Annotated in this window: 20 protein-coding genes and 5 tRNA genes; 11 read left to right on the top strand and 14 right to left on the bottom strand. The window is 64.3% G+C overall.

Features of this window, described 5'->3' with window-relative positions:
• Positions 1 to 302 precede the first annotated feature (302 nt).
• Genes AC5P8D_RS09570 through AC5P8D_RS09535 form a run of 8 tightly spaced genes read left to right on the top strand, consistent with a single transcriptional unit; the run spans position 303 to position 5,027 of the window.
• Positions 303 to 575, top strand: coding sequence for a hypothetical protein (locus tag AC5P8D_RS09570; RefSeq protein WP_180860010.1), 273 nt, complete (start codon positions 303 to 305; stop codon positions 573 to 575).
• A complete protein-coding gene (locus AC5P8D_RS09565; RefSeq protein WP_495203262.1) occupies positions 572 to 898 on the top strand; it encodes a hypothetical protein in 327 nt (108 codons plus the stop codon). The genes AC5P8D_RS09570 and AC5P8D_RS09565 overlap by 4 nt, the downstream gene beginning before the upstream one ends.
• Positions 895 to 1,134: a hypothetical protein gene (locus AC5P8D_RS09560; RefSeq protein ID WP_495203261.1), complete on the top strand. Its 240-nt coding sequence runs from the start codon at positions 895 to 897 to the stop codon at positions 1,132 to 1,134. Before AC5P8D_RS09565 ends, AC5P8D_RS09560 begins: the two co-directional genes overlap by 4 nt.
• A complete protein-coding gene (locus tag AC5P8D_RS09555) occupies positions 1,131 to 1,619 on the top strand; it encodes a hypothetical protein (protein WP_495203260.1) in 489 nt (162 codons plus the stop codon). The genes AC5P8D_RS09560 and AC5P8D_RS09555 overlap by 4 nt, the downstream gene beginning before the upstream one ends.
• 7 nt (positions 1,620 to 1,626) lie before the next feature.
• Positions 1,627 to 2,019: a hypothetical protein gene (locus AC5P8D_RS09550; protein WP_495203259.1), complete on the top strand. Its 393-nt coding sequence runs from the start codon at positions 1,627 to 1,629 to the stop codon at positions 2,017 to 2,019.
• Positions 2,016 to 2,714, top strand: coding sequence for a hypothetical protein (locus tag AC5P8D_RS09545; protein WP_495203258.1), 699 nt, complete (start codon positions 2,016 to 2,018; stop codon positions 2,712 to 2,714). The genes AC5P8D_RS09550 and AC5P8D_RS09545 overlap by 4 nt, the downstream gene beginning before the upstream one ends.
• Positions 2,707 to 4,644: a DNA cytosine methyltransferase gene (locus AC5P8D_RS09540; protein ID WP_495203257.1), complete on the top strand. Its 1,938-nt coding sequence runs from the start codon at positions 2,707 to 2,709 to the stop codon at positions 4,642 to 4,644. Before AC5P8D_RS09545 ends, AC5P8D_RS09540 begins: the two co-directional genes overlap by 8 nt.
• Positions 4,644 to 5,027 (top strand): hypothetical protein, encoded by a 384-nt coding sequence (locus AC5P8D_RS09535; protein WP_495203256.1) that lies wholly within the window; start codon positions 4,644 to 4,646, stop codon positions 5,025 to 5,027. The genes AC5P8D_RS09540 and AC5P8D_RS09535 overlap by 1 nt, the downstream gene beginning before the upstream one ends.
• Before the next feature lie 28 nt (positions 5,028 to 5,055).
• Here the strand turns inward: AC5P8D_RS09535 and AC5P8D_RS09530 are convergent, their stop codons facing one another.
• Positions 5,056 to 5,742, bottom strand: coding sequence for a hypothetical protein (locus AC5P8D_RS09530; RefSeq protein WP_495203255.1), 687 nt, complete (start codon positions 5,740 to 5,742; stop codon positions 5,056 to 5,058).
• A 64-nt stretch (positions 5,743 to 5,806) separates the two neighbouring features.
• Here AC5P8D_RS09530 and AC5P8D_RS09525 point away from each other — a divergent pair, with 64 nt between their 5' ends.
• Positions 5,807 to 6,169, top strand: a complete 363-nt coding sequence (locus tag AC5P8D_RS09525; protein WP_495203254.1) for a helix-turn-helix domain-containing protein — start codon at positions 5,807 to 5,809, stop codon at positions 6,167 to 6,169.
• Here AC5P8D_RS09525 and AC5P8D_RS09520 read toward each other — a convergent pair.
• The 5 genes from AC5P8D_RS09520 to AC5P8D_RS09500 all read right to left on the bottom strand — a co-directional run bounded on the left by AC5P8D_RS09520 (position 6,157) and on the right by AC5P8D_RS09500 (position 9,189).
• Positions 6,157 to 7,272: a site-specific integrase gene (locus AC5P8D_RS09520; RefSeq protein WP_495203253.1), complete on the bottom strand. Its 1,116-nt coding sequence runs from the start codon at positions 7,270 to 7,272 to the stop codon at positions 6,157 to 6,159. The genes AC5P8D_RS09525 and AC5P8D_RS09520 overlap by 13 nt on opposite strands.
• A gap of 103 nt (positions 7,273 to 7,375) precedes the next feature.
• Entirely contained in the window at positions 7,376 to 8,281 is a 906-nt protein-coding gene (locus AC5P8D_RS09515; RefSeq protein WP_495203252.1) for a DUF4760 domain-containing protein, read from the bottom strand.
• 474 nt (positions 8,282 to 8,755) lie between these two features.
• Positions 8,756 to 8,829 (bottom strand) — tRNA-Cys (locus AC5P8D_RS09510).
• Positions 8,830 to 8,895: 66 nt separating this feature from the next.
• Positions 8,896 to 8,971, bottom strand: a tRNA-Gly gene (locus tag AC5P8D_RS09505).
• Between the two features lie 142 nt (positions 8,972 to 9,113).
• Positions 9,114 to 9,189: transfer RNA gene (locus AC5P8D_RS09500), tRNA-Gly, on the bottom strand.
• Between the two features lie 130 nt (positions 9,190 to 9,319).
• On the opposite strand from AC5P8D_RS09500, the gene AC5P8D_RS09495 reads away from it, so the two are divergent.
• Together AC5P8D_RS09495 and AC5P8D_RS09490 are read left to right on the top strand one after the other, a co-directional pair.
• Positions 9,320 to 9,721 carry a hypothetical protein gene (locus tag AC5P8D_RS09495; RefSeq protein WP_495203251.1) on the top strand — a complete coding sequence of 134 codons (402 nt, stop codon included), beginning with the start codon at positions 9,320 to 9,322 and terminating at the stop codon, positions 9,719 to 9,721.
• Positions 9,714 to 10,142: a hypothetical protein gene (locus AC5P8D_RS09490; RefSeq protein WP_010486062.1), complete on the top strand. Its 429-nt coding sequence runs from the start codon at positions 9,714 to 9,716 to the stop codon at positions 10,140 to 10,142. Before AC5P8D_RS09495 ends, AC5P8D_RS09490 begins: the two co-directional genes overlap by 8 nt.
• Before the next feature lie 22 nt (positions 10,143 to 10,164).
• Here AC5P8D_RS09490 and AC5P8D_RS09485 read toward each other — a convergent pair whose 3' ends face one another.
• From AC5P8D_RS09485 to pgsA, 8 genes are all read right to left on the bottom strand, one after another.
• Positions 10,165 to 11,085, bottom strand: a complete 921-nt coding sequence (locus AC5P8D_RS09485) for an HlyD family secretion protein (protein ID WP_495203250.1) — start codon at positions 11,083 to 11,085, stop codon at positions 10,165 to 10,167.
• Positions 11,082 to 11,810, bottom strand: coding sequence for an ABC transporter ATP-binding protein (locus tag AC5P8D_RS09480; RefSeq protein WP_495203249.1), 729 nt, complete (start codon positions 11,808 to 11,810; stop codon positions 11,082 to 11,084). The genes AC5P8D_RS09485 and AC5P8D_RS09480 overlap by 4 nt, the downstream gene beginning before the upstream one ends.
• Positions 11,811 to 11,820: 10 nt before the next feature.
• Positions 11,821 to 12,960: an ABC transporter permease gene (locus AC5P8D_RS09475; RefSeq protein WP_495203248.1), complete on the bottom strand. Its 1,140-nt coding sequence runs from the start codon at positions 12,958 to 12,960 to the stop codon at positions 11,821 to 11,823.
• Positions 12,957 to 14,420, bottom strand: a complete 1,464-nt coding sequence (locus AC5P8D_RS09470) for a TolC family protein (protein ID WP_495203247.1) — start codon at positions 14,418 to 14,420, stop codon at positions 12,957 to 12,959. Before AC5P8D_RS09470 ends, AC5P8D_RS09475 begins: the two co-directional genes overlap by 4 nt.
• A 605-nt stretch (positions 14,421 to 15,025) precedes the next feature.
• Positions 15,026 to 15,101, bottom strand: a tRNA-Gly gene (locus AC5P8D_RS09465).
• A 116-nt stretch (positions 15,102 to 15,217) separates the two neighbouring features.
• Positions 15,218 to 16,324: an NAD(P)/FAD-dependent oxidoreductase gene (locus AC5P8D_RS09460; protein WP_241873838.1), complete on the bottom strand. Its 1,107-nt coding sequence runs from the start codon at positions 16,322 to 16,324 to the stop codon at positions 15,218 to 15,220.
• Positions 16,325 to 16,462: 138 nt separating this feature from the next.
• Positions 16,463 to 16,538 (bottom strand) — tRNA-Gly (locus AC5P8D_RS09455).
• Between the two features lie 115 nt (positions 16,539 to 16,653).
• Positions 16,654 to 17,280 carry a CDP-diacylglycerol--glycerol-3-phosphate 3-phosphatidyltransferase gene (gene pgsA, locus AC5P8D_RS09450; RefSeq protein ID WP_012510614.1) on the bottom strand — a complete coding sequence of 209 codons (627 nt, stop codon included), beginning with the start codon at positions 17,278 to 17,280 and terminating at the stop codon, positions 16,654 to 16,656.
• Between the last annotated feature and the right edge of the window lie 8 nt (positions 17,281 to 17,288).

Here is a 17,288-nt window from a genome sequence, read left to right as displayed (position 1 = left end):
TGCCGCTGTGTGGACCCGGCCATCGGCCTCACGTCGTGGTGACTGAAGGCGCCCCGACCGGCCATCGCCTGGGCGCCCCCTGCCCGCCGCTGCTACACATCGAGTGCCATCGGTGTGGCCTTGCCACGCGACCGGTACCGATGGAAAAGGCCGCGCTGGCTGAGCTGCGCTGGACTGATCCAAGCCTCGCTCACCTGCGTATCCCGATCTCCCTGCTCGCCCGCCATCGGGGCGAAGTCCTGGCCGAGATCGCTGCCGCTTCCCCTTCCACGCCCATCGCCGCCTGACCAGGAGAACTGCCCATGGCCGCTCCACTGAAGCCGAAGGAAAAAGCCGCGTTGCTCGCAGCACATGGCGCTTCCGACCTCACTCTCCATCGCACCGCCAACGGCTTTGCACCCCGCAACCGCCCCGAGAAGCTTTTCACACGCCGCGTCATGAACTGGCTGGATGAGCGCGTGCTGATCAGGTACGACGACCCGCAGCTGCCGCGCAAGGCGACATTGACCGCCAGCGGCATTGCCGCCGCCGAGGCCGAGATCGCCAAGGCACGCGACCTGGCGCTGACGGCATGAGCGCGCAGCCCAACCTGCCAGTGGAGCAGCAATTCGCCACCGGCCATCAGGGCCAGTCGCTCGTGCTGATGGTGTGCCAGGGCTGGCTCTGGGCCGGCCTTTACACCGGCGCGCCCCGCGAGTCGCTCCTGAAGGTCGCCGCCAGCGCCAGCCGGAGCGTGGGGGTATCGCACCACTCGCTCACCCTCGGCGGCGTCACGTTTTCCCTCAACCGACTGGCCGCACAGGCGGCGCACCGCTGGCTCGACCGCCAGGGCGTGCGGGTTCGGTCGACCTCCCCCATCAACCGCGCTACGCGCCGCACGCGAGGAATCCAGGCATGAGCTGTTCTGTTGTGGTTTATGGGCCGCATCTGTGCGGCGAAAACGCAAACGCGCAAGAACTGCGCGAACACTTCGGCCTGCAGGCCGTGATTGAAGACTGGGATGGGCACAGCAGCTATCCGCTGGACAACACGCTCGTACTAACCGAGAACCCCGACGCTATCGCGGACAGCTCCTCCAAGGTCATGCACCACGGCTGGGCTATGCGCGAGCTGCTCGCGGAGGCCCGCGTATGAGCGCCCGCCCACAGCAGACCGGCCGCGCTGCCGAAGTGCGCAGGGTCCTGTCCATGTTCCCGCAAGGCGCAACGGTCGAGCAGATCAAGACCGCTGGCCGCATCAATGGCACCCACCAGGCCATCGGCTACACGTTGAAGGGGCTGGCGCGCAGCGGCCAGGCCATCTGCCACCGCTCCGGCGTGCGTGGTATCTGGCGCCTCTCCAGCCACACACAGCATGCGATCGGCCCGCTGCGCGCGGCACCTGCCCTGGTGCAGCCGACCTGCACGCCAGGTCCGCTTACAGGCGTCAGTGACGCGGCGACCACGATCCGACACCGGGAACTCGACCGGCAGCAGCTGGCCGACGACCTGGACGCTTTCCTCGCAGCTGGTGGGCAGATCGAGGTGCTGGGGCACACCCCACTTCGCCCGCTGGTCAGCCGTCACGCCGCCAACCACGGCAGCTATGCAGAGCGCATGGCCGCCCATGACATCGACTGAGGCACCCATGAGCAGCGATTCGCACGCAGCGACCGTCACTGAACCCGGCAGGCCCGGCAGCACCTATTCCGACGGCCCGGCATGGCATGCATTCGGCGTCAGCCGCGCCGCCTACCACGTGGTGCCGCGACGCACCCTGCAGTCGATGCCGGTCGAATGGCAGGCGCGCTTTGTCGCGCTGATGGAAGAGGCACGCGATGCGCTGCCGGATGAGGCGTTCCCCGAGTACCAGGTGATCCGCATCGAAGGCGGCAAGTTCGCACCGGACCCCAACCGCCGCTATCGCCACGCCGTGCCCTTCCCCCTTCGCCCCGCTGGCGCCGAGCAGGCGTCCCAAGTAGCGCCGCTCGCTGGCGCGTTCGTCAACACCGACACCCAATTCGAGCAGGCCCGCCGATGACCGAAAAACTTACCACTCTTCCCACGATCTGCCCCGTTCTGCGCGACGCACTCGAAACGATCAGCGCGATCGCTGTCGAGGCTGTGTGGCTGCCCAACCAGGCGAAGGCCATCACCCTCGGCCAGGCCCAGACCGCGCTGCGGGATCTGCACCACCGCCTGCCGCGCTTGCAGGATCTGCGCGTATTCGAAACCGCCGTCACCGCCTATCGCGCCACCCTGCGCAGCAGCATGCAGGATGGCGACACGCCGCTCTGCGATACGACCCGCGCCCGGCTGGCGCAGGCCGACGAACTGCTGGAGCTGGTCAGGAATCAGAGCCGCACTGTCATCGATCCTGCGGACCCGTGGCGCGGCCTGTACCACCCGAGTCGCCTCCCGGCGCGCAACGCCGACGGCGAGATCCTGTGCCACCCGGACGTGCCCAAGTGGGCTGACGGTCGCGAAGTGTCGCTGCGGCCGTTGTTCCTCGCACAGGGATTCGACCTGCAGGTGACGTTTGGCGACTTCACCGAAGAAGCCGTGGAGACCGGGGACCATCGCTACTGGGATGAGATGCGCGCGTGGCAGCCCACTGGCCCCGGCGCAGATTGGCGCTTGGTCTGGCTGGGTGATACCGAAGATGGTCCAGCGGCATGGTTCGTGCGGCCGCTTGCAGCTGAGGCGCTTGTCGCCTGGGAGGCAGCACATGGCTGACGGCTCCGGCGGTTTCCGCTTCCCGTTGCACGACCTCAAATCACGGCTGCGCGCGGACGAGATCGTAGTTGATCTGTTCGCAGGAGGAGGCGGCGCCAGCCACGCGATGGAGACCGCGCTGGCTCGGGCGGTCGACATTGCGATCAACCACAACCCCTGGGCTGTGGGACTGCACTCCGCCAATCACCCCTTTACTCGCCACCTGTGCCAGGACGTGTGGGAAGCAGACCCGCGCGTCGAGTGCGGCGGTCGCCCTGTGGGCGCACTACATGCCAGCCCGGACTGCACGCACTTCAGCCAGGCCAAGGGTGGTCAGCCGCGCAGCCGAGCAACCCGCTCGCTTTCGTGGGTTGTGCCCCGCTGGGCCGGCACCGTGCGTCCGCGCATCATCACGCTGGAGAACGTCAAGCAGATCCTGAAGTGGGGCCCGCTGATCGCCAAGCGCGACAAGGCGACCGGCCGCGTGATCAAGCTGGACGGCACAGTCGCCTCTGTCGGCGAGCGCGTCCCGCTGGACCAGCAGTTCCTTATCCCAGACAAGAAGCGCGAGGGCAGCACCTGGCGTCGCTTCGTCGCTGTGCTGCGGGCGCTCGGGTATCAGGTGGAGTGGCGTGTTCTTCGGGCTTGCGATTACGGCGCAGGGACGACGAGGCAGCGGCTCTACATGGTCGCCCGCTGCGATGGTGAGGCGATTGTCTGGCCCGAACCGACCCACGGTCCTGACCGCGCACAGTCGCACGTGTCGGCAGCGTCCAGCATCGACTGGTCCATTCCGTGCCCAAGCATCTTTGGCCGCAAGAAGCCGCTCGCGAACGCGACGCAGGCGCGCATCGCCCGCGGCATCAAGCGCTTCGTGCTGGATGCCGCTGAGCCGTTCATCGTCCACGCCACCCACGGCGGGGAACGTAGGCCGCACGGAATCGGTGAACCGATGCCGACCATCACTGCAGCCAACCGTGGCGAGATGATGATCGTGTCGCCCACCATCGTGCAGTGCGCGAACGCATCTGCCAACGGCGTCGCTACCGGAAGTGATCCGCTGGGCACCATCACCGCCTTGCCGCGCGGCGGTTCCCACGCCGTTGTGGCACCTGTGCTTGTGCAGTCCGGGTACGGCGAGAGGATCGGTCAGGCCCCTCGCAGTCTCGACATCGATAAACCGTTGGGCACTGTGGTCGCGGGAGGTACCAAGCATGCGCTGGCCGCTGCAAGCTTAGTGAAGTTCCGGGGCAGCAGTGATGGCGCGGACGCCGGCCAGCCGATGCCGACCATCACCAGCGGCGCTGGCGCGGCGCGGCCGGCCGGTGCCGCCCATGCCATGGGGGTAATGGCGGCGTTTCTGGAACAGGCCAACGTCGGGTTCTACCAGGGCGCCGGCAGTGCCGCCGATGAGCCCATGCCGACCATCTGCGCCAACGGGAGCCATCAACGCCTCACCACCGCGCACCTGGTGACGCTGCGCCGGAACCTGGACGGTCAGACTACGACTGAGCCGCTCAGCACCATCTGCGCTGGTGCTACTCATCATGGAGTCATCGAGTGCGTCCTGAGCCCAGAACAGGAAGCCGGCGCACTCCGCGTTGCCGCGTTCCTGATGCGCTACTACGGCACGGGCGGACAGCATGGCGACCTTGGTGAGCCGCTGGCGACCATCACCACGAAGGACCGGCTCGCGCTGGTCACCGTGCATCTGAGCGGCGTGCCGTATGTGATCGTGGATATCGGGCTGCGAATGCTCAAGCCGCATGAGTTGTTTCGTGCCCAGGGCTTCCCGGCCAGCTACATCATCGATCGCACGCAGGATGGTCGACAGGTCAGCAACAGCCGCGCCGTCGCAATGGTGGGCAACAGCGTGAGCCCGCCGCCACTTATCGCCATCTTGGAAGCGAACGTAGGCGCGGCTGTGCAACCGCAGTTGGAGGCTGCGTAATGGAACCGATGCTCACCAGAATGCATCACGACTACCGCGTCCGGGCCGGTAGAGTGAAGGCATCGCTTTACGCTCGCGTGATCGAGAACAAGCGCTACACAATGCGGCAGATCGCTGATGAGCTCGGCGTGTCGATGACCACTGCCGACACACAGGTGAAGCGCGGTCCCTATCACCTCACTTGGGAATCGCTGCGCATGGCGCGCCTTTCCGCCAGCAACAAGGAATTGCAGGTGGTGATCCCGGACGAACTGCACTTCCGCGTGCGCACAGCTGCCGTGGTCGGCCAGATCGAAGGGCACGTTCGACGCCACTCGGTTCTGGATGTGATCGCTGCCGAGCGACATCGTACAAACGAACGCCAGGCGGTGATCAATGACTGATTCCAATCGAGGCTTGGAAACACCGTCACTAAGGCTCAACCCCGCCTTCTCTAGGCGTAGCGTCCGCGATCCTCGGATTGTCTACCCCACATTCCCTTACCGCAGCGCCGCACGCCAATCTCACAACCTCAAGATCAGCGGCAATGCGCGGCAGCACCGCAAGAAGAAGCTTGTGCGCCTTTGCAAGCTCTTCAACGGGCTGTTCATTCAGGAGAGCTCGGTAGTTGTTGTGCAGAGAGACAAACAGGCCCATTCCTCTGACCAACCTTGGTCCCGTTTGGTCGTCGAGATAGTGATACCGATCCGCCAATTTCTCCGTAAGCGGGAACGCCACCTGTCCCATGTCCTCCATAAATTCTTTTCGGTAGGCGACGTCGGCCAAGAAGAATCCCTCGCTCTCCTCTTTAGAGAGATGAGCATGAAGAGCATTGATACGTTCACGGTTTGCACTGATCTCAGGGGTTACTTGCATCAGCAGGAGAATTCGCTCTTTCCTGTCGCGCGCAAGCTGTCGTTGGGCTTCCTTACTGGCCAGGCTGACTGCCAATTTGCTAGCAACGTTGGCTGCTTTTCCCAAACGATAGGTGACAACACCCAGCACAGCAGTCGTGATCACGGCGGCGAAGGCGCCTATTGCCGCCCAGGCGTCCCACCACACCACGCACCCGCCTTGCCCGGGCGGCCAACATTGACTGAAGCCAACCCACCAGTCCATTACCAGATCTCCTTGTGCGCCGGTCGCCATTCTGCCACGGGTCTGTTCGCCGCCAGGCGGTCCCATGGCTGATCAGCAGCGGAAGCCGCCGCCAATCAACATTGAGGACACGCTTGGCCTCGAAGGAGCGGCAAGGATGCTCCGGCTCGGCCTGGAAGCGATGAAAGAACTGGTCGATAAGGGCGAGGTGCCGGCCGTTCGCCTAAATCAGAAGCACACGGTCATGCTGCGCGAGGACCTGATCGAGTTCCTACGCTCGGAAGGGCGCAGGCAGGCCGCCGAACGAAAGAAGTCGATGATCGGCAACCGACTTGCCGCCAACACGCCTGAGTCAGGACCGCCAAGACGTGCAAGACGTGCAAGCAAGTCGCGTCGCACAAAGCTCCCCGACCTCCGCGCCTACGAACAGGCCGATCACCAAAGCTGATCGGCCAGATCGGAAGCGCGAAAATTGGCGTACCGCTTTAATTGCCGCGGATCGCGATGCCCGGTGATTTTCGCAATCTGAATGTCCGTCAGCGAGGTCCTTTCGTACAGTCGGCTCGTCGCTTCGTGGCGCAGATCGTGGAAGCCAAGATCCGCGCACCCCGCCGAGACGAAGATGCGTTCGAACTGGCGCGACAGCTTGCTCGATACGCGCCGTAGGGCCAGAGGGCTACGCTCGCCGGTCCAGAACGGGAAAAGCCGCCCTTCGTAGTCACCCCCGTACGCGGCAAGCTTCGCCAGCAGAACTGATGTCATGGGTACCTGACGCTTGCTCCCGTTCTTGGTCTTGTCCAGGAAGATCGTACGCTGCGCCACGTCGAGCTGGCTGCGCTCCAGCGTGTAGATCTCGCGCATGCGCATGGCGGTTTCCAGCGCCATGTCGAACATCATTATCAACGCCTCGCGCTGTGGCAGATCGAGCGGCCGCTGACGCCCCGGCGGCTTTGCGCCGGCCAAGATCTCGCGGATGCGTTCTTCCTCACCAGGCTCCAGACGGCGATCACGCTCCTGGTCAGCTTTCGCTTCCCCGTCGATACGCTTCACAGCTACCTTGTCGTCAGCCGTGTACGTCGAATAGCCCCGGGGCAGAAGCCGCAGTGGATTCATTGGCAGCGCGCCATGCGCAGCCAGCCAGTCCAGGGCCCGCGACAAGGCACCCACGTAGTGCCGGATGGTCGAAGGCGCGAGGTTCTGCTCACGCTTCATGATCGTGACCCACTCGGTCGCCCACGTAAACGTCAGCTGCGGCAGGGTAATTCCGATTGGCAGCCGAGAGAGCAGGACGGGCAGCAGCTGCTCGTCATCAACCGAGATGTGCTGCGCGCTCCGATACTCGCTGACCTGGCTGCGTAGATCCTTCGCGGCTGCCTTGGTGTTGGCCAGCTCTTCCGGCACCACCCCACGGTCGAGCAGCGCCTCGAGGCGTCGCACGTACTCATCGCCCTCCGCCTCCGAGGCAAAGCTCAGGTAGACAGGCTGGGGCAGCAGCCCCGCCCGCTTGATCGTGTACTGCCAGGAGTCGCCCCGGCGTCGCTTAGTCGCCATGTAGTATCGGCCGCATTCAAGTGTCGAGATACATTAGCGCTAACCGGCCACACCATTCGTTTCTTATCTGGATGATCTGCTGACCAGATCATCGGGGTAGCGACTAAGCTTTTCTCTTATCCTCAAGCTTACGTCGCTCAGCCTCGTTCTTTCGCTCCCATCGCTGTACCAATGGCGTCAAGCCGGTAAAAACGAGCACCGCAACCGTACCTTTTGTACGCTCATAGGTAATGATCTTTTCCGCACGCCTATAGATGGACGGCACAACACCCCCTAGGGAATCGTAGAGCAGCCCCTCATCCAAGTCGTTCTTCGCAATGGCGACCGCCATGACCTCGTAAAAATTCAGCATGTATCGAAGCGCCAACTGTGCTTTAACGCGCCCAATCCGATCCCGCAGAAGCGCCAGCTCTTCATAGGGTGCAGTCGGCCACTTCCTCGCTTCTGCAGCGGCAAGCTGATCCTCTAACGACTTAAGATGAATACGATCATCGGGCCTGCCCGGATCAGTATCTACTTCGACAATCCCAGAGCCATGAGGGAAATAGCGCTGAATCAGCTCGGACCGATCAATGAATTCTTTGCTGGTGCGAGTCTGCATCAGCAAATTGAAGGCATTGTTGGTTCTGTGAGCTTTGGCCGTGGCTTGAAAATGGACATACCACCCTATGCCCGCAGCCCAAACAGCCGCAATGACAGGTGGAATATTGAGGATCTTTGAGACCGTTTCTCCCTCATCCAATGCATCTGGAAAGAGAAGGAAAAAGGTGACGTACATCAGCATTACTGTGAAACCAAGCAGTACGGCCGACCAGAAGCAGACCTGCCCAATGCTCCCTGGACCATGATCCGCACATCGCCTGACGGCCATCGCAGAAATGACGAGGAAGACCAGGCCACCCAATCCAACGATGAATGGCTTAAGCGCCAAGTAGGTTGGCTGACTACCAATTTCCAGCCCCGTACACAGCGCAAATGTGAGAGCGAGCACAACGTAACCAACGGCCATTGGCCGACTGACGTGCGCCCATACGCTGTTCGGATTCCTTTCCAGCATGACCTTCCCCTGTAGAGGTCGTAGATGTAAGAAGGGCCCCAATCGGGGCCCTTTGCGCTTACCAGTCGCCGGTCGTCTGTCCGATAACTCTCATGGCAGTCTCCCTTGCTTTGCTCAAAGGGCCTTCTATCGTCTGCCGGGCAGCCCTTGGTTACCCGGTAAGCGAATGCTCGCATTCCCGGTACCGAGCTGACAAGTCCCCTTCCGTCACTTGAAAGGCAGCATTCATCGCAATCAGCGTTCTGCTAAACCATCTAAAGAATTCCGTGAGTCCAACTGACGTAAACGCACTTCACACATGTTTACGCGGGTTTGCCACCCGAAAACGGGTGGCAGACCGATGATTTCATGGCCGAATCGGGGGATTCTGCGGACTGCCACCAAACGCCCGACAAAGAAAAACCCCTGACGAATCAGGGGTTTATTTGGAGGCCTCAAGCGGAATCGAACCGCTGTAAACGGATTTGCAATCCGGTGCATAGCCACTCTGCCATGAGGCCAACGTACTTCACGCCAGGAACGTAGCCCTGACAAGACAAAACCCCAAGATGGGGCCTGTCGGAACATGGAGCGGGAAACGAGACTCGAACTCGCGACCTCAACCTTGGCAAGGTTGCGCTCTACCAACTGAGCTATTCCCGCGTAAGCCGACATGGTACCGGAAATCCGGAAAACACACCAGCGATTTCACCTTTCTGACTGCGCGTAAAGCCTTGTGGCTCAACGTGCCCCGCCTTGCCGTGGCGAGAGAAAAACAAGGCCCCTACCGGGGCCCTGTAGAATCTGGAGCGGGAAACGAGACTCGAACTCGCGACCTCAACCTTGGCAAGGTTGCGCTCTACCAACTGAGCTATTCCCGCAGATTCCGTTCGACCTGCGTCGAAGGAGCGCTATTGTGTCCAAATTCCTTCACGCCGTCAACAGTCTTCACACCATGCGGTCACAGGCGTCCGCACTGAGGTACGCTGCCCCGCCCAGCCCCTTGCGCCCATGCTCCTTCGCGGCTCGCCCCTGTTGATCGCCCTGCTGCTGCATCTGCTGGTGGCCCTGCTGTACTGGGCACTGATACCACTGGGAATGAACGGGTATCGCGACCATTTCGGCTTCACTTCCCATCGGGACATCGGCCTGGGCATCGCCCAGTTTCATCTGTTCTGGATGTTCATTGGCGCGCAGCCGCTGATCGCAGTGCTGCGGCCGCTCTTCGCCAAGCTGCTGGTGCTGGCCATTCCCTTGGCATTCGCAACCTGGACACTGATGCACAACCACCCGCTGCGTCTGCTGTACTTCACGGTCGGGCCCGGCCTGCTGGCACTGGCCGCGATCGCCATATCCGTGCGCCATGCATCACGTAGCCACTTGCCCACCACCACGGGCACCGCCGATGCCTAGACGCTACGTCCGCCTGTTCTGGCTGCTGGTCGCGCTCACATGGCTGGCGCTGATCGCCGCGCTGGTCAATGCCGGCTTCACCCCGGACTACTGGCTGCTGCATCACCTGGAAGGCGCCGAGCTGCCCTACCCGACCAGCACCGTCATCGTGTTCGCGTTGCTGGGTACGGTTGAACTGGTGGTGGCCGCCTTGATCGTGCGGCCGTGGCGACTGAAACGACTGTGGCTGCGCCTGTTGATCGCCTTCGTTCTGCTGCTGGCGTGGTCGGTACCGTGGATGCTGTCGGCCATGCACCAGCCGCCGGTGCATGGCATGCACCTGCTGTGGTTGCTGCTGCTGGACGTGGGCCTGCTACTGGCACTGTGCGCGGTGTCGGCGGTGAGCGCGTGGCGGGCACTCAGGCATCGAAAGGGCCCATAGACGGCCCCACCCAACGCCCGGCCTACTTCAGGAACTCCACCCGCACGTGCTGGCCGAAGCGCGCCTTGGCTTGCCCGTCGAACTCCAGCACGCACTCCACCACCTTGGCCACGCCACGCCCTGCGTCTTCAGGCAGGCGCGCCTGCGCGAACACCGGGCTGATGCGCACCACGCGTGCCGGCGGCAGCGTGCCGGTGTTCTCGGCGCCATCGCTGTCCGGCACGACGGTAGCCTTCATGCCCACCTGCACGGCATCGGCATAGGCGGCGCTCAGTTCGGCACGCACCTGCAGCGGACGCGCCGGCAACAGCGAGATCGCCGGCTTGCCGGCCTGCACGAATGCGCCAAGGCCCGGTACCTGGCCGACCACGGTGCCGGCTTCCGGTGCACTCAACGACATCTGCTGCAGTTTCAGCCTGGCGTGTTCCAGCTTGTGTTGGGCCATGTCGACCTGCGCACCGGCCACGTCGACGTCGGCGCGCACACCGGCCAACTGCTGCTTGGCCGCATCGGCCTGCTGGTTCGAGGACACACCTTCTCTGGCGCCCGTGGACAGGCGGGAGGCGTTGCGCTCCAGTTCGCGCAGCTGCGCTTGGCTGCCTTTCAGGCGGTCATTGGCCAACGCCAGATCGGCGGTGGCCATTGCCACTTCCTGCTGCAGCAGGGCGCCATCCAGCGACAGCAGCAGCTGCCCCTTCTTCACCGTGGCACCTTCCTTCACCGGTGCGGCAGTGATCGAGCCATCCACCGGCGGCGCCAGTGCGATCAGCCCGCCTTCGACGTCAATGATGCCCCGCGCTACGGCGACCTTGCTGGCGACGGCAGTGTCCGCCTTGCCTGAGGGTGCAGATGCCGGGGTGGGCGCCTCCCTGGAGCAGGCACCGAGCAGCAATGCCGCCGACAGGGCCAGGCTGAGGGGAAGCAGGTGCGACATCTTGGTCATGGGGCGGACTCTACAGTTTGATTCTGGCGGCGGTCACCACGGACCATGCCGTCTTCCATGGCGATCACCCGATCGGCATGCCGGATCAGGCGCGGATCGTGGCTCACGCACAGCACGGTGGCGCCATGCGCACGTGCGTAGCGATGCAGGATGTCGATCACGCGCTGGCCGTTCTCGGCGTCCAGCGCGCTGGTGGGTTCGTCGGCGAAGATCAGCGTCGGCGACTTGGCGAAGGCGCGGGCAACGGCTACACGCTGCTTCTCACCGCCGGACAACTGCGTCGGTCGCATGTGGCTGCGATGGCTGAGGCCCACTTCTTCCAGCGCCTTGCGGGCCAGCGGCTCGCTTTCGCGATTGCTCATCCCGCGGTAGCCCAGCGGCAGCTGCACCTGCTCCAGCGCAGTCAGTGCCGGGAACAGATTGAAGCCCTGGAACACGAAGCCGACATGATGCAGGCGGAAGCGCTCCACCTCGCTGCGGGTCATGTGGCCCACATCCTGGCCGAGTGCGTGCACGCGGCCACCATCGGGCGCGGACAGGCCGGACAGCAACGACAACAGCGTGCTCTTGCCGCAACCCGACGGGCCCGATACCAGGGTCAGCTCGCCGGGGTAGATGTCCAGCGACAGCCCGCGCAACACCGGCACCTGCACGTCGCCGGACATGAAGCCCTTTTCAAGTGCATCGGCCTGCAGGGTCGGGGCGACGGCGCGCAAGGAAGTCATTGGCCGGTCCTCAACGCAGCAGCAACGATGGATCGGAGCGGACGACACTGCGTACCGCCATGATGCTGGAGAGCATGGCCATCACTGCAACCAGCGCTACGCAGCCGAGGATCACCATTGGTGTCAGCTGCACCGGAACGCGCTGGGTCTGCGCGATCAACAGCACCACGGTGCTGAAGGCCGCCGCCAGCAACATGCCCACGCCGCCGATCAGCAATGCCTGCTCGAACACCACCCGCGCCAGCGCATAGCGGCCTGCACCGAGTGCATTGAGCGTGGCGTACTCACGCACCGAGCCGGCCACCACAGAGGCGAACGACTGGTTGGTGATCACCGCGCCGACGAAGCAGACGATGACGGCCATGAACAACACCGCGATGCCGGCGCCGGTATCGAACAGCCAGTACTGCTGCGAGCGGCTGGCGAACTCCAGCGCGGTCCAGAACTCGACCGGCGTGGCCCGGCCCATCGACGCGGACAAGCGGTCACGCACGCGATCGGCCAGGTCCGGCGAGCGCAGGCCCGCCACGAAATAGGTGCTGCCCTCATGTGGGTCGGTACCGGCGATGGCGCGCGCGGTGTCGAGTGAGGCCAGCACGTTTACGCCCCCCAGGCCACGCAGGCCCGGTTGCGCGGCAACCACGCGCACGGCCTTGCCATTGATCCAGGCACGGTTGTTCTGCAGGTCCACGCCGAGCGTATCCAGATCGGCGCTGTCGACGATCACCGCACCCGGCTCGCGCAGCTGCGCGCGCAGATCGGCCGGCAGGATGCGCGCGAACATCATCGCGTCGTCGCGGGTGGAAATGCCGGACAGGTACACCGACACATTGCCGGTGCCCTGCGCACTGGAACGCCACTCGCCATCCACCCACTCGTAGGGTTCGACGCGGGCGACATCCGGATCCATGCGCAGGTGGCTTTCCACATCCGCGCTGATCGCATGACCGTAGTTGACACTCTGGGTGCCGGGGAAACCGGCCCAGATGTCGGCCGACGATGCCTTCACATAGATCGCGGCGGTACCGAAGATGCCCAGCACCAGTGCGGCCTGCACGATCAGCAGCACGCCGGCGAAACACATCGCCAGCACCACCGGCAGGAACCGGCGCCACTCATAGGCCAGGGTCTTGCGGGCCAGCGCGATCATTGCTGCTCGCCCTCCCCCTCGACCGGCAGCGGTGCGCCGCCAAGGGCACGGTAGAGCGACGCAAAGGCCAGCACGCGTGCACCCTGCGCGCCGATCAGGTCGGCCTGCGAGGCGAGTGCCGCACGCTGCGTGTCCAGCCCATCGAACTCGCTGGACAAACCCAGCTGCGCCTGCCGCGCATGGCGCTTGACCTGCTGGTCGGCGGCATCATTGGCCACACGCAGCGACTGGATGCTGCTGCCCTGGCGCGCCAGGCTGCCGAGCGCACCTTCCACTTCGCTCACGCCTTCCAGCACCGCCTTGCGGTAACCGAGCAATGCGGCGTCCAGCTGCTTCTCATCGGCCTGGAAACGCGCGCGGCGTTGACCCCAGTCCCACAGCGGAATATCGACGTACGGGCCGATCGACGGACTGGAATCGGAATTGGAGCGGGCGTTCTGGGTAAGGTTGTAGGCATACAGGATGGAGCCGCCAAGGCTGACCCGCGGATACATCGCGGCGCGTGCCGAACCCTTGCTGGCCGCAGCCTGCATCACCTCCGACTCGGCCAGCAGGATCTGCGGACGATGGCGCAGCAGATCCGCGGGAACCTGCTGCAGCGAGAACGTGCCCAGCTTCGGCGGCGTGCGATACGCGCGCCAGGCCGGATCCGGGCCGTCACGGCCCAGCAGCAATGCCAGCGCGCGAGCCGCGTTGTCGGCGTTTTCCCGAGCCTGTGCGATGGCGGCACGGGTGGCGGCCTGGCGTGCGCGCAGGCGGTCCAGCTCGCCGGGCTCATCCAGGCGCAGGCGCTGGCGGACCAGGGCCAGTTGTTCACCGCGGTCGTCCACGGTCTGCTGCCGGGCCAGCAGGTCCTGCTGGGCCTGTGCCACGGTCAGGTCCAGATAGCTGCGCACCACGTCGGCAATCACCGCCACCTGTGCGGCATTGCGCAGCGCCTCGCCGTTGCCGGCCGAGGCCTGCGCGCTCAGCTGCGCGCTCTCGGCGGCGCCGAACAGGCCCAGGTCCCAGATCGCTTCGATGCCCGCATGGAAGTAGGTATCGACGGCGGCGGCGTCCTGCACCTGCTTGGCGCTGGCCGAGATTTCCGGCAGGAAACGCGAGTCGGAGGTGCCGGCGACGATCCGCACGGCCTGCAGCCGCAGCGTGGCCTGCTGCAGGTCGAGGTTGCCTGCGATGGCCTGGTCCACCAGGCCGTCCAGCGCCGGGTCGGCCAGCACCTTCCACCACTGCCTGGCGTCCACCGCCACACCCTGCCCCTGCGGCACCTGGGTCCAGGCGCTGGGTGTGCGATCCGGCAGGTCCGGGACGGACACCGACATGCAACCCGCCAAGGCCAGGGTTGCCAACAACGCGCCGGGGCGCAGCACTGCCTGCAGGGAGAGTCCACGCCCTGTCCTGGGCACTGCCACTGAAGTGATACGCCTGACCACCAGCCCGCCAACGTGTAGAAGGAGCATGAAGGCTACCGTGCGATTGTGGAGCGAACATGGAGAAATCGTCCAAAAAAGGTCACAGCACGCGTGCGGTTCAGGCAACGCCGACCCAGCCTTTCACTACGCTTTCAATGCGTTCCCAGCACGGAACACTGGACGACTTTCACGGCGTATTGCACATTGCGGCACTGCCTTGCTTCGATGCTGCCCGACCGTGAAACACCCTCGCCGCTGGCTGCTGATTGGCTCGATCACGACAGCGACTGTCGGTGTGATCGTGCTCGTCCTGACAACCCCACTGGTCTCGAACGCCCTGCTGCTACTGATGGAGCGCAGCAACTTCATTCCCGCCGAATCCTCGATCCTCACCTTCGAGCCGTATGCGATCAACGACGGCTCGTCGAACTACTGGTTGTATGGGAAGGACCGCACCTACTACTACCACTTCACCTACGAGGATGACGTTCCCTACGTCTACATCCCGCAGGACAACCGCTGCCCCGGTTTCGACCGGCAGAATGCCCGGACCTGGTGCAGCGCCCTGCCCGGCAAGGCACGCCAGCGCGGTGGTGGTGCAACCGGTGTGACAAACGAAAAACGCTCCCTTTCGGGAGCGTTCTTCTTGAATCTGGAGCGGGAAACGAGACTCGAACTCGCGACCTCAACCTTGGCAAGGTTGCGCTCTACCAACTGAGCTATTCCCGCAGATTCCGTTCGACCTGCGTCGAAGGAGCGCTATTGTGTCGATATTGCTGCACGGCGTCAACAGGAATTTTCACGTGACGTGAAGGATGGCGTTCAGGCGCGCCTGCCTGTTCCCTTCACGTGCGCAGCCCGCGGCGATGGAAGTAGACCTGTTCGGCGATGCGGCGCATGGCCGCTGTATGCAGCAGTGCATCGAGCGGCCAATCAGCCTGCAGATGATCCATCGCCCAGCGCAGCATGCGCTTGCCATGGAACGCCGGCGCCACCTGCCGCGCCACCCGTTCCGCTTCCGGTCCTTGCCCACGCAGATGGCGGGCCATCGCCTCGCCGACCGCCCAGCCATGCCGCCACGAGGAGTGGATGCCCCCGGCGGAGAGCGGCGAGACGATGCCCGCCGCGTCGCCGGTCAGGATCACGCGTTGGCCGGTGATCGGCCCATCCGGCCGGCCGCAGGGCACCAGGCCGGCGCGGGTGGCCGAGGGACGCGCGGAAGGCGGAACGCCGACCACATCGCGCACATGCTCAAGGAAACCTTCAATATCCGGCGGCCGCACCTGTTGCGGGTCATGACGCAGCGCCAACCCGACCTGCAGGCCGGTTGGATTCTGCGCGACCCAGCCGATGTAACCCGGCGCGTAGCGCTTGCTGACGAAGCAATGCAGCGCATCGCCCTGCGTCACCTGCAGGCCGGCGAACTCACGTTCGACGCCGTAGAGGTTGTCACGCACCTGGCCGAGCCCGGTGCGCTGTGCCACACGTGAACGTGCGCCATCAGCGCCAACCAGATAGGCGCAGCGCCCTGCCCCATCCACCAGCCAGCCGTCACCATTGCGATGTGCATCGGTGAAGGACTGCTGCAGGCGCAGGTCGACACCGTTCGCGCGCAGCTCGCTGGCCAGCCAGCGCATCAGGTTCGGCGTATCGGTGGTGAGGAAGTAATAGCCCGGCGCGGCCAGCAACACGCTGCGCAGATTCGGCGCATACAGGCGCACGTTTGCGACGCGTTGCACGAGATGTTCGGGCATGCGCCCCAGCCAGGTCTGCTCCATCGCCTCTTTCACCACGATGCCGGTGGTGTGCAGGCGCTCGCCGGGGTCGGCCTTGCGTTCCAGCACGCAGACGCGCAGGCCGTACTGGGCAGCGGCCAATGCGCAGGCGGCACCGGCGAAGCTGGCGCCGACGATGACCACATCGTGGTCGTAGGCGGAGGGAGTGTGGGGCATTGCTGCATCGTCCTGGAGGAACACAGATGCAGCTTCGAACGGGTGCGTGGTGACGCGATGGGGTGGCGGTGAAGTGGGGATGAAGCGGGCTCTACGCAAACGAAAAACGCCCCCTTGCGGGAGCGTTTTTCTTGAATCTGGAGCGGGAAACGAGACTCGAACTCGCGACCTCAACCTTGGCAAGGTTGCGCTCTACCAACTGAGCTATTCCCGCTTGGGAGGCGAAATTTTACCTATTCCAAGGAAGGCGTCAAGCGCTTTTTTTCAGGGTCTGCGAGATGCCCGGCGTCGCGTATCGGCGCCATGCGTGGATACGCGCATCGATGGGCTCAGTTGCCCAACTTCTTCTGCCGCGCACGCTCACGCGCGGCGCGCTCGTCATCGCGCAGGCTCGGCCAGGCTGCATGCAGGTACTGCAGGCCCGACCACAGGGTCAGCACTGCGGCAATCGCCAGGGTCCAGTCGCCGATGTGGAACACCGGCCAGCCCATCCAGATGTCTTCCACCGGTACGTTCGGGGCCACCGAATACAGCAGGCACAGCAGCGCGACCATCTGCGCGGTGGTCTTGACCTTGCCGATCATCGCCACGCGCACCTTGGCGCGCTGGCCCAGCTCGGCCATCCATTCGCGCAGCGCCGACACCGCGATCTCGCGGCCGACGATGACCGCCGCCCAGAACGCCATCCACGGCGTCGGGTGGCCCTGCACGATCAGGAACAGTGCCACTGCCACCATCAGCTTGTCCGCGACCGGGTCGAGGAAGGCACCGAAGGCCGACTCCAGCTGGTAACGGCGTGCAATCCAGCCATCGAGCCAGTCGGTGATCGCGGCCAGGCCGAAGATCGCCGCCGAAGCGAAGTTGGTCCAGGTGTAGGGCAGGTAGAACACCAGCACCAGCACCGGGATCATCACGATCCGCAACAACGTCAGCCAGGTGGGCAGGGTCAACTTCATGCTTGCGT

The sequence above is a fragment of the Stenotrophomonas sp. YJH_SMC_101-4 genome, assembly GCF_059370395.1.
The sequence above is the reverse complement of the archived record's forward strand: the minus strand, read 5'-3'. Positions and strand labels throughout refer to the sequence as shown.

Coding starts and splice junctions, on each gene's coding strand:
- AC5P8D_RS09570 (WP_180860010.1), top strand. CDS start 303: ATGGCCGCTCCACTGAAGCCGAAGGAAAAAGCCGCGTTGCTCGCAGCA.
- AC5P8D_RS09565 (WP_495203262.1), top strand. CDS start 572: ATGAGCGCGCAGCCCAACCTGCCAGTGGAGCAGCAATTCGCCACCGGC.
- AC5P8D_RS09560 (WP_495203261.1), top strand. CDS start 895: ATGAGCTGTTCTGTTGTGGTTTATGGGCCGCATCTGTGCGGCGAAAAC.
- AC5P8D_RS09555 (WP_495203260.1), top strand. CDS start 1,131: ATGAGCGCCCGCCCACAGCAGACCGGCCGCGCTGCCGAAGTGCGCAGG.
- AC5P8D_RS09550 (WP_495203259.1), top strand. CDS start 1,627: ATGAGCAGCGATTCGCACGCAGCGACCGTCACTGAACCCGGCAGGCCC.
- AC5P8D_RS09545 (WP_495203258.1), top strand. CDS start 2,016: ATGACCGAAAAACTTACCACTCTTCCCACGATCTGCCCCGTTCTGCGC.
- AC5P8D_RS09540 (WP_495203257.1), top strand. CDS start 2,707: ATGGCTGACGGCTCCGGCGGTTTCCGCTTCCCGTTGCACGACCTCAAA.
- AC5P8D_RS09535 (WP_495203256.1), top strand. CDS start 4,644: ATGGAACCGATGCTCACCAGAATGCATCACGACTACCGCGTCCGGGCC.
- AC5P8D_RS09530 (WP_495203255.1), bottom strand. CDS start 5,742: ATGGACTGGTGGGTTGGCTTCAGTCAATGTTGGCCGCCCGGGCAAGGC.
- AC5P8D_RS09525 (WP_495203254.1), top strand. CDS start 5,807: ATGGCTGATCAGCAGCGGAAGCCGCCGCCAATCAACATTGAGGACACG.
- AC5P8D_RS09520 (WP_495203253.1), bottom strand. CDS start 7,272: ATGGCGACTAAGCGACGCCGGGGCGACTCCTGGCAGTACACGATCAAG.
- AC5P8D_RS09515 (WP_495203252.1), bottom strand. CDS start 8,281: ATGGCCGTTGGTTACGTTGTGCTCGCTCTCACATTTGCGCTGTGTACG.
- AC5P8D_RS09495 (WP_495203251.1), top strand. CDS start 9,320: ATGCTCCTTCGCGGCTCGCCCCTGTTGATCGCCCTGCTGCTGCATCTG.
- AC5P8D_RS09490 (WP_010486062.1), top strand. CDS start 9,714: ATGCCTAGACGCTACGTCCGCCTGTTCTGGCTGCTGGTCGCGCTCACA.
- AC5P8D_RS09485 (WP_495203250.1), bottom strand. CDS start 11,085: ATGACCAAGATGTCGCACCTGCTTCCCCTCAGCCTGGCCCTGTCGGCG.
- AC5P8D_RS09480 (WP_495203249.1), bottom strand. CDS start 11,810: ATGACTTCCTTGCGCGCCGTCGCCCCGACCCTGCAGGCCGATGCACTT.
- AC5P8D_RS09475 (WP_495203248.1), bottom strand. CDS start 12,960: ATGATCGCGCTGGCCCGCAAGACCCTGGCCTATGAGTGGCGCCGGTTC.
- AC5P8D_RS09470 (WP_495203247.1), bottom strand. CDS start 14,420: ATGCTCCTTCTACACGTTGGCGGGCTGGTGGTCAGGCGTATCACTTCA.
- AC5P8D_RS09460 (WP_241873838.1), bottom strand. CDS start 16,324: ATGCCCCACACTCCCTCCGCCTACGACCACGATGTGGTCATCGTCGGC.
- pgsA (WP_012510614.1), bottom strand. CDS start 17,280: ATGAAGTTGACCCTGCCCACCTGGCTGACGTTGTTGCGGATCGTGATG.